Origin of the sequence: Parabacteroides caeci (genome assembly GCF_023656795.1) — a bacterium.
In the GTDB taxonomy this organism is placed as follows: domain Bacteria; phylum Bacteroidota; class Bacteroidia; order Bacteroidales; family Tannerellaceae; genus Parabacteroides; species Parabacteroides segnis.
This window is the reverse complement of sequence record NZ_JAMOKT010000112.1, coordinates 1-10,455: the sequence shown is the minus strand read 5'-3', so window position 1 is coordinate 10,455 and position 10,455 is coordinate 1. Positions and strand designations below refer to the sequence as shown.

Below are 10,455 nucleotides of genomic sequence, written 5' to 3'. Positions count from 1 at the left end.
TCTGACAACAAATGTAGACAGCGACCTGTTACACGAGGATCTGTCACTTCTGAAAAATAATTAGAGGTATTCATTTTGCAATGATAAACTTTTTAGAGGAATTTTGGTGCGGTCGCCCTGGTTAGAAAAACAGTGTAAGCTTTGTTTTTTCTACTTAGGACGTTTGATGTGCTGAAATGTACTAATTCAGATATATATACGTTTTCTTTATAATCGGTAAATGAAAACATGATGAATTTTACCTATCTTTGCAGATAAGCACTCTCTTGTGTATATTAATAAAGAAATATAATGATAACAGGCGAAATAAAAAACCGTGTGGACCAGATATGGGATGCATTCTGGACAGGTGGTATCACAAACTCTATTACAATTTTGGAACAAATGACCTATTTGTTCTTTATGAAGATGTTGGATGATGCACAGATTAAAAAAGAAGCAATAGCAAATACATTTAAGTATCATGTTGCTCCAGAGAAGCTTATATTTAAGGATGGAAACTGGCATAATCCGGAAAGTGATAAGGATATCCCTTATAAATCGTTGCGTTGGTCTGTTTTTAAGAATATGGACACTGTTCGTATGTTCAATACCGTTCGTAACGATGTTTTCGTTTTTATCAAAAATATAGGTGTTGGGCAGGACTCAGCTTATAGCCGCTTTATGAAGAGTGCTATTTTCCTAATTCCTAATGAACGGACTTTAGCTAAGGTTGTCGATGGTATCAACAATTTGGATATGAACAACCGCGATACGATGGGAGATGTGTATGAGTATATCTTAGGTAAAATGGCGGCAAGTGGGACCAACGGACAGTTTCGTACACCACGGCATATCATCCAGATGATGGTGGAATTAATGAAGCCGACTGTAAGAGATATCATTTGTGACCCGGCAATGGGATCAGCTGGGTTTATTGTGGAAAGTGCAAAATACATTACAGAGCATTGTAAAGATGAATTGTTGAATGAAAATACTGCTGATCATTTTAACAATGAGATGTTCAACGGGTTCGATACCGATCAAACGATGTTGCGTATTGGGGCGATGAATCTGATGTTACATGGAGTTAATAATCCGAATATTCAATGGCGTGACTCGTTATCGTCTGATAATACGGATGAGAATTTATATACGCTTTGCTTGGCAAATCCTCCGTTTACCGGTAGCCTTGACAATGATTCGGTAAGTAAAAGCCTGTTGGCGATTACTAATACAAAGAAGACTGAGCTGTTGTTTGTCGCTTTGTTTTTACGTATGTTGATAGTGGGCGGACGTTGTGCTTCGATCGTTCCTGATGGTGTGTTGTTTGGTAATAGTAAAGGACATAAGTCTATTCGTAAGGAATTGGTAGATAAGCATCGATTACAGGCTGTAATCTCTATGCCGGCAGGTGTTTTTCAACCTTATTCCGGGGTAAGTACGGCTATTCTGATCTTTACAAAAACAAATGTAGGAGGTACGGATAAAGTTTGGTTTTACGATATGAAAGCCGATGGTTTTACCCTCGATCAAAAACGTACTGAATGTGAAGGTAGCGATATTCCGGATGTGATAAAGAGATTCCATAACCTTGCAGGAGAAGAATCCCGTACTCGTAAAGACCAGTCTTTCTTTGTTCCTGTAGATGATATACGTGCCAATGATTATGATCTTTCGATCAATAAGTACAAAGAAGTGGAACGGGAAAAAGTAGAGTATGAAAAACCGGAGGTGATTCTTGCACGTATTGAAAGTTTGGAGGAAGAGATTCGGCAGGCGATTGTGGATTTTAGGAAGATGATGGGATGATGAAGGAAGGTTGGGTGTGTAAAAAATTAGGAGAGCTTGGATCTATTGTAACAGGAAATACTCCATCTACTAAAAACAAAGAAAATTATTCTTCTAAAGATTATTGTTTTATAAAGCCAAGTGATATAGAGGTTGATAAAATAGACTATTTATTAGATTCTGAATATTATATTTCAGATTTTGCTTATCAAAAGTTACGAAAATTACCAAAGGGTGCAGTGCTAGTAACTTGTATTGGAACAATAGGTAAAATTGGTGTTTTAGGGAAAAATGCGACGTGTAATCAGCAAATAAATGCAATTATACCAGACCATTCTGTTTTATCTTGGTTTTTAGCTTATGCTATTTTGGGAAATAAACAACAACTTATTAATATAGCTAATGCTCCGGTTGTTCCTATTATCAATAAGACTCAATTTTCTCAGATGACTATTTGGGTTCCTCCTCTTTCTGAGCAAAAAAGAATTGTCACTGAACTCGACAAACTAAATGAGATACTAGTAAAGAAGCGTGAACAACTTAAAGAGTTAGATCGTCTTGGGCAGGCTATTTTTTATGATATGTTTGGAGATTTGTTATATAATGAAAGATATACAAAGGTCGAAAAACTTGGTAATGTTTGTTTATTAAAAGCAGGAAAAGCCATAAAGGCTGATGAGTTAATTTCAACTTGGAAAGAAGGACTATATCCTTGTTATGGAGGAAACGGTATAAGAGGATTTATTAATAAATATTCTCATGTTGGAGATTATCCTATTATAGGTCGTCAAGGTGCATTATGTGGAAATGTTAATTATGCTCAAGGCCAGTTTTATGCTACTGAACATGCAGTTGTTGTTTCGCCTCTTATAGAAATGAATACAGTATGGCTATATTATGTGTTAAATTCTTTAAAATTGAATAAATATGCTCGTGGTGTAGCTCAACCGGGCATATCTGTAAATATTATAAATAATATAACAATGCCTATATTTAATATAAATACTCAAATTCAATTTGCAAAAAGGATTGAGTGTGTAGAATCCCAAAAACAAAAAATAAAACAATCCATAGTCGAAGTTCAACAACTCTTAGACTATACCATGAATAAATATTTTGGATAAAACTTAATCAACCATGAAACAATACAACCGAGTAATGTTAGGAAGAGGCAGCATATATGCTGACGAGTGTAAAGAAGGAGGTTTTATTGGAACTAACTTTCTTCCGGATAATGATTTGTCTGGTCATTTGCCAGAAATAAGAAAATTGTTTAATGAAGAGTATATTCCTATATATCTACAAGAAAATTCAGGAAAAACAAAAGTTTCAGCCAGCCTTTCCTGTGGATTTCTCTGGACTGTGTGCCGTGGACTTGAAATAGGCGATATTGTTTTGACTCCTAATGGCAAAGGTGAATATTATATTGCCGAAATTGTAGGTAATTACTATTATGTGCCGGGAACTAATCTACCTCACCGACGCAGAGTTCAATGGTATGATAAAACCATTCAAAGAAGTGAAATGAGTGAAGGTTTGCAGCATTCGACCGGTTCTATCGGTACATGTTGCGATATTACAAAATATCAACAAGAAATAGAAACATTCTTGACAAGAACAGCTCCTCCTACTGTATATTGTAATGATGAGGAGGTTGAAGACCCAACAGTCTTTGCTCTGGAAAAACATTTGGAAGATTTTCTCGTAAAAAATTGGAAACATACTGATATTGGGAAAAAATATGATATATTTGAGGATAATGGTGAAATAGTAGGGGAACAATATCCTAGCGATACTGGTCCTATTGATATACTGGCAGTCAGCAAGGATAAAAAGACCTTGTTGGTCATAGAGCTAAAAAGAGGGCGAACATCCGATGTCGTTGTCGGGCAAATTCATCGATACATGGGGTATGTCAAAGAAGAATTAGCGGAACCCAATCAAGAGGTAAAAGGTATTATTATCGGATTGGAGGCAGATACCCGGTTGAAGAGAGCTCTTTCGGTATGTACTAATATTGAGTTCTATCGGTATCAGATAGATTTCAAACTTTTTAAAGGCGTGTGAATTTATAAATCAACATAACTAGTGTTATGATACAAGCAAAAAACTTTGATTACCTGAAAGGAAATTCGGACTTTGCAGATTTGTATGCATATTGCAATGAGGCAGAAGTTAACCAGATTATAGATCCGGAGAAGTCGGCTATCAATAGTCGCCGAGCTTTAGAGTATATTGTAAGAGCTATTTATTTGTTTAGGGGGATGGAAATACCGGAACGGTCTTCACTTTTCCAGTTGGTAAATGCTGAGTCGTTTAAGAATTTTATTCAGAGTGATGATTTGTTGAAACGCTTGCACTATATCCGTAAAGCTGGTAATAATTCAGCACATTTGGGAAAAGTAGCAAAGAAAGAATCTTTTTTCTCTTTGCTGAATTTGTATGTTTTTGTCGGTTCCGTATTAGTAAAGCTGAAAGTAATAGATGATTATCCGACTTTTGACCGTAATTTGATTCCAGGACAGGTTGAAGTTCATATAGCTCCCAAAGAAAATATGGAGCCGACCAATGCTTTGGTAGAGAAATATGAGGGTAAGTTAGAAACGGCCTTGGTTACGAAAGCTGTTACAGGTATTTCGGAAGCGGAAACCCGAAAGTATTTTATTGATCAAATGTTACGTGAGGCAGGTTGGGATATTTTGGATACAAAAGGAACCATTATGCCAGCAAAAGCTTGTATCGAAATACAATTGGCAGGAATGCCGAATCATAAGGAAACAGGTTTTGCCGATTACGTCTTGTTTGGTGCCAATGGAAAGCCTTTAGCGGTCATAGAGGCTAAACGTACCAGTGTGGATGCCGCCAAAGGAAAACATCAGGCAGAATTGTATGCCAAATGCCTGGAAGCCCAATACGGCGTGATGCCTGTTATTTATTATACAAACGGTTTTAAAACCTTTGTGATAGATGGGTTAGGTTATCCCTCACGTCCTGTATATGGTTATCATACACAAGCTGATTTGGAGCTGATCATTCAGAAACGAGAGAGAGCGGATATTACCGATTTGCGTATTCGTGACGAGATAACAGACCGCGAATATCAAAAACGTGGAATTAAAGCAGTTTGTGAATATTTCAATAAAAAACACCGTCGTGCCTTATTGGTTATGGCAACAGGTACAGGGAAGACGCGCGTTGCTATTTCTTTGGTTGAATTATTAATGCGCAACAGCTGGGTGAAAAATGTTTTGTTTCTGGCCGATCGTACCGCTTTGGTAAAACAAGCATATAAGAATTTTACAAAATTATTACCAGGAACCTTTTGTGTCTTGTCGGATGATAATAAACCGGATTTGACAGCGCGTGTTATGTTCAGCACTTATCAAACGATGATTAATTATATAGATCGTGATATGAAAGACTTTTCTGTGGGTCGTTTTGATCTGATTATTGTTGATGAGGCGCATCGTTCTATTTTTGGAAAATATGGGGATATATTTGATTATTTTGACTCTTTACTGGTTGGATTGACGGCTACGCCACGTAGTGAGGTGGATAGAAGTACTTATCAGTTATTCGAACAGGAACAGGGAGAACCCAATTTTGCTTATGAACTGGAGGAAGCTGTTGCAGAAAAGTATCTGGTTCCTTATAAAGGAATTATCCGCCATTCTGCTCATATTAATAATGGAATTAAATATGATAATTTGAGCAAAGAGGAGAAAGAACAGCTTGAAAAAGTGTGGGAATATGAAAAAGCTCAAAGAAATATTGATCCTGATGAGGATTATCATCGCGATATAGAAAAGGATGAAATATTTAAGTTCCTCTTTAATGAAGATACTGTAGATAAAGTGTTGCAGGATCTGATGGAAAACGGGTTGCGGGTTCAAAGCGGTGAACGGATCGGAAAAACAATCATTTTTGCCTATAATCATAAACATGCTGTATTGATTGTAGAACGGTTTGAAAAGCTTTATCCTGAATGTGGTCCGAGCTTTTGTCAATTGATTGATAACTCGGTGACGTATGCAGGAAATCTGATTGATCAGTTTGAGGTGAGAGATAATTTGCCACAAATAGCTGTCTCTGTTGATATGCTCGACACAGGAGTTGATGTGCCGGATATTTTGAATTTGGTCTTTTTCAAAGTGATTAAATCAAAGATCAAATTTATGCAGATGATAGGTAGAGGTACTCGTTTATCTGAAAATATATTTGGACCCGGAAAGAATAAGGAATGTTTTTACATATTTGATTATTGTAATAATTTTGAGTTCTTCAATGACAATCCTCAAGGGGTAGAGGCAAAGCTTGTTCAGTCATTGACTGAGCGTCTGTTTTGTCTTCGCACGGATATATCTGTGTTTTTACAGCATAGCCGCTATCAGGAAGATCCTTTTGCTAAAAACTTTCATGATGAATTGAAGACTCTGTTGCATAGTCAGGTGGCCATGCTGAATGACTCACGAATTGGAGTTCGGAAGCACTGGGATTTAGTTTGTAAATACCGAAAACCAGAAAACTGGGTTTTTATTTCTGAGACAGATGCGCTACAGATAAAAAATAGTCTATCTCCGTTATTGATTCAAAAAATGGAGAATGAAGAAGCCAAGCAGTTCGATTTACTTGTTCTTTATATAGAATTATCCTTGTTGGATGCGGATATTAATGCTGTGAAAAGCAAGAAAAAAGTAATTGAAATAGCCCGAGATCTTCAAAAAGCGACTTCCATTCCTTTGGTTATGGCAAAGATAGAGACTGTAAAGGAAGTCCTAAGCTCTCATTTCTGGGAAAATCTGAATTTAGAAGGTTTGGAACGTGTTCGTAAAGATCTACGTGAACTTATATCATTCTTAAAAGGAAATAGTAAGGATACTTTTACTATAGATATAGAAGATGTTTTTACCGATGGAGGAGAAGCTCCGGGGATAGTTACGACTACGACTTATAAACAGCGTGTTGTGGATTATTTAGCTGGTAATAAGGATAATGAAGTATTGCAAAAGATATTTAATGTAGAGCCATTATCTCAAGCTGACATTCGTGATTTGGAACGTATATTATGGCAACAGTTGGGAACCAAAGAGGAATATTCAAAATATGCTCAGAATATGATTTATGGTGGTAATGTTGCTGCTTTTATCCGTTCTATAATTGGAGTGGATCGGAATATTGCTATTCAAAAATTCACAAAATTAATATCTGAAAGTAATCTGAATTCCATGCAGGAGGAATATTTGAAGACAATTTTAAATTATGTATGTGAAAATGGGGACATAACGACCTCGATATTCGGAAATGATCCATTTGTGAATTTTAAATGGCAGGATGCATTTGGTGATAAAATTAGTGACCTTACTCAATATGTGGAGAATTTGCATAAGGTGATAACAGCTTAAAGTAAACGAGGCATTATTATAGATTACCCTACGCCGAATTTTTGTATCTTTGTCCGGCATATTAAAGCATAAAAGGCAGTATGATCAGTTATTTACAGATAGACGGACTTACCAAGAGCTTCGGCGATTTGGTTCTTTTTGAAGATATTACGTTTGGAATTGCACAGGGGCAGAAAGTGGGCCTTATCGCAAAGAACGGTACAGGTAAAACAACATTACTGAATATCATTGCCGGGAAGGAGGATTATGATAGTGGGGCGGTTGTGTTTCGTAACGACCTGCGTGTCGGTTATCTGGAGCAGACACCGGTTTATCCCGAAGGATTAACTGTTCTTCAGGCTTGTTTCTATTCTCCGAATGAGACGGTTCGACTGATCGCTGAGTATGAAGAAGCTATGGCCAGTGACGATCACACTAACTTGCAGGATATCCTGATACGTATGGATAATCTGAAAGCTTGGGACTATGAACAACGGGCCAAGCAAATCCTTTCGCAGTTGAAGATTACGAATTTCGATCAGAAGGTGGAACATCTGTCCGGCGGACAGTTGAAACGTGTAGCGCTAGCCAATGTCCTGATCACTGATCCTGAACTGATCATCCTCGATGAGCCGACCAACCACCTCGACCTGGAAATGACCGAATGGCTGGAAGGATACCTGAGCCGTGCCAATATCAGTATTCTGATGGTGACGCATGATCGTTATTTCCTGGATCGGGTTTGTAGTGAGATTATCGAAATAGATCGTCAGCAAATCTATCAGTATAAAGGTAATTACAGCTACTATCTGGAAAAACGTCAGGAACGTATGGAGACGATGAATACGGAAGTGGAACGAGCCAACAACCTGTTACGTAAGGAACTGGAATGGATGCGCCGGCAGCCGCAAGCCCGTGGAACGAAGGCTAAATATCGTATCGATGCTTTTTATGAACTGGAGAAGAAAGCTAAACAACAACGTGATAACGGAAATGTGAATCTGGATGTGAAAGCTTCCTATATTGGATCGAAGATATTTGAAGCGGAGCATGTGACGAAAAGCTTTGGTAATATTAAAATCGTAGAAGATTTCAATTATATTTTTGCCCGTTTCGAGAAGATGGGTATTGTCGGTAACAATGGTACCGGGAAGTCTACCTTCATTAAAATGCTGATGGGGGAAGTGGAACCGGACAGCGGACGCTTCGATGTGGGCGAAACTGTTCGTTTCGGCTATTACAGTCAGGATGGCTTGAAGTTTGACGAACAAATGAAAGTGATCGATGTCGTACAGGATATAGCCGAATATGTAGACTTGGGCGACGGAAAGAAACTGGGTGTTTCTCAGTTCCTGAATTATTTCCTGTTTACTCCCGAAAAACAACATAGCTATGTTTATAAACTGAGTGGGGGAGAGAAGCGCCGTCTTTATCTGTGTACAGTCCTGATGCGTAACCCGAACTTCCTTGTACTGGATGAGCCGACCAACGACCTGGATATCGTAACGCTGAATGTGCTGGAAGAATATCTGCGTAACTTTAAAGGTTGCGTGATCGTTGTTTCCCACGACCGCTACTTTATGGATAAGGTTGTCGACCATCTACTGGTATTCCGTGGTAATGCCGACCTAAAAGATTTCCCCGGCAACTATACTCAATACCGTGAGTGGAAAGAGGTACAGGATCAGTTGGAGAAGGAAGCTGAAGCTGCCCGTCGGCCCAAACAAGCTCCTGCTCCTGAAAAGAACAACCGCCCTCAGAATGAACAGAAAAAGAAACTATCTTTCAAGGAACGGAAGGAGTTTGAGGCGCTGGAAGAAGAAATACCTGCGCTTGAAGCTGAAAAAGCTGAACTTGAAGCGGCTATGAGCAGCGGAACATTGAGCAACGATGAGTTGATGGCAAAGTCGGAACGCATTGCAAAAGTGATTGAAGAAATTGATGAAAAGACAATGCGCTGGCTGGAGTTAAGTGAGCTGGCTTAAAGATATGAACGAAACGAAACCTGTGCTTTGGAACCGGAATTTCATCCAGTGTTGTATTTCTTATTTCCTGATGAATTTTTCTTTTTACATGCTGATGCCGACTATGCCGGTTTATTTGGTGGAGGTATTGAAGATTAATCCGTCGGAAGTGGGGGTGGCATTATCCAGTTATTCGATAGGGTTGCTGTGTGTCCGTCCTTTTTCCGGATACTTGGTGGATTGTTTTTCACGCAAACCGTTATATCTCTTTGCCTTTACGGTTTTTGCCTGTATGTTTGCCGGTTATTTGTTTGCAACGACGGTCCTGACGATTATGGCTGTCCGTTTCATTCAGGGTGGCTTTATGGGGATGACTTCCGTTTCCGGTAATACCATTGCGATAGATGTGATTCCTTCCAGGCGAAGAGGCGAAGGAATGGGGTTTTATGGCTTGACGATTAATCTGGCGATGTCGCTTGCTCCGTTGGTGGCGGTCGCTGTTTATGATAGGTATGGTTTTCATCCGCTGGTGCTGGTTGGTCTGGCGATAGCGTTGGTCGGTGTCGGCTCTGTCTGCCTGATTCGTTATCCGAAACGGGAGAAGGTGGAAAGGCCTCCTTTTTCGCTGGATCGTTTTATTCTGGTGAAAGCGTTGCCGACGGCATTGGCTTATTTGCTGAGTGCAATACCTTATGGGATGGTTGTTTCTTTCGTCGTGCTGTACGGAAAAGAAATTAATGTGTCGAATCCCGGTTATTTCTTTATTTTTATGGCGATAGGGGTTGGTACGGCAAGGCTTATCTCCGGGCGGTTGGTCGATCACGGGAAGATACATCTGGTATCGATTAGTGCGTTGGTGTTTCTGACACTTTCGTTTGCTGTATTTGCTTTGTTTCATAATGAAATTGTCTTTTTTGCTTCTGCGCTGGCGATAGGCATTGGATTCGGTGTTTGTGTTCCGGCTATCCAGTGTCTTTTCGTAAATGTCGCTCCGCATCATTTGCGTGGAACGGCAACTTCCACTTATCTGACTTCTTTTGATTTCGGAGTGGGAATCGGAATGCTGGCAGCCGGCTTTATCGCTTCGCATGCTGATTTGGCAACAGCCTATCTGGTAGGTGCCGGATGCTGCCTGGTGTCGCTCCTGGTTTATTTGCGGTGGGTGAGGCCGTCGTATGAGAAATATAAATTGGTCGATTGAATTTAATACTTGCCTGCACTAGTGTCCCGTTAAAATCGGGACGAGTTATTAATTAATCAAATAATCCCGGAATAAGGGGATTAAATTGTTCTTTGACATCATTGAAATTAGTCTTATTAAACAGCTCTTGTAAATGCGT

The 10,455-nt window shown here is 39.1% G+C and carries 6 protein-coding genes; all 6 read left to right on the top strand.

Features of this window, described 5'->3' with window-relative positions:
- Positions 1-291 precede the first annotated feature (291 nt).
- The 6 genes from NBH15_RS28280 (at position 292) to NBH15_RS28255 (ending at position 10,316) form a co-directional block, all read left to right on the top strand.
- Positions 292-1,791 (top strand): class I SAM-dependent DNA methyltransferase, encoded by a 1,500-nt coding sequence (locus tag NBH15_RS28280; protein WP_250824134.1) that lies wholly within the window; start codon positions 292-294, stop codon positions 1,789-1,791.
- Positions 1,788-2,894: a restriction endonuclease subunit S gene (locus NBH15_RS28275; RefSeq protein ID WP_250824133.1), complete on the top strand. Its 1,107-nt coding sequence runs from the start codon at positions 1,788-1,790 to the stop codon at positions 2,892-2,894. The genes NBH15_RS28280 and NBH15_RS28275 overlap by 4 nt, the downstream gene beginning before the upstream one ends.
- Before the next feature lie 13 nt (positions 2,895-2,907).
- Positions 2,908-3,837, top strand: coding sequence for an endonuclease NucS domain-containing protein (locus NBH15_RS28270; RefSeq protein ID WP_250824132.1), 930 nt, complete (start codon positions 2,908-2,910; stop codon positions 3,835-3,837).
- A 26-nt stretch (positions 3,838-3,863) separates the two neighbouring features.
- Complete coding sequence (locus tag NBH15_RS28265; RefSeq protein WP_250824131.1) at positions 3,864-7,172, top strand: DEAD/DEAH box helicase family protein; 3,309 nt, start codon at positions 3,864-3,866, stop codon at positions 7,170-7,172.
- 80 nt (positions 7,173-7,252) lie between these two features.
- Positions 7,253-9,136: an ABC-F family ATP-binding cassette domain-containing protein gene (locus tag NBH15_RS28260; RefSeq protein WP_250824130.1), complete on the top strand. Its 1,884-nt coding sequence runs from the start codon at positions 7,253-7,255 to the stop codon at positions 9,134-9,136.
- A gap of 4 nt (positions 9,137-9,140) precedes the next feature.
- Positions 9,141-10,316, top strand: coding sequence for an MFS transporter (locus tag NBH15_RS28255; RefSeq protein ID WP_250824129.1), 1,176 nt, complete (start codon positions 9,141-9,143; stop codon positions 10,314-10,316).
- Positions 10,317-10,455 lie beyond the last annotated feature (139 nt).

Bases quoted from the DNA above. Each gene is read 5' to 3' on its own strand.
- NBH15_RS28280 (WP_250824134.1), top strand. From the start codon at position 292: ATGATAACAGGCGAAATAAAAAACCGTGTGGACCAGATATGGGATGCA.
- NBH15_RS28275 (WP_250824133.1), top strand. From the start codon at position 1,788: ATGATGAAGGAAGGTTGGGTGTGTAAAAAATTAGGAGAGCTTGGATCT.
- NBH15_RS28270 (WP_250824132.1), top strand. From the start codon at position 2,908: ATGAAACAATACAACCGAGTAATGTTAGGAAGAGGCAGCATATATGCT.
- NBH15_RS28265 (WP_250824131.1), top strand. From the start codon at position 3,864: ATGATACAAGCAAAAAACTTTGATTACCTGAAAGGAAATTCGGACTTT.
- NBH15_RS28260 (WP_250824130.1), top strand. From the start codon at position 7,253: ATGATCAGTTATTTACAGATAGACGGACTTACCAAGAGCTTCGGCGAT.
- NBH15_RS28255 (WP_250824129.1), top strand. From the start codon at position 9,141: ATGAACGAAACGAAACCTGTGCTTTGGAACCGGAATTTCATCCAGTGT.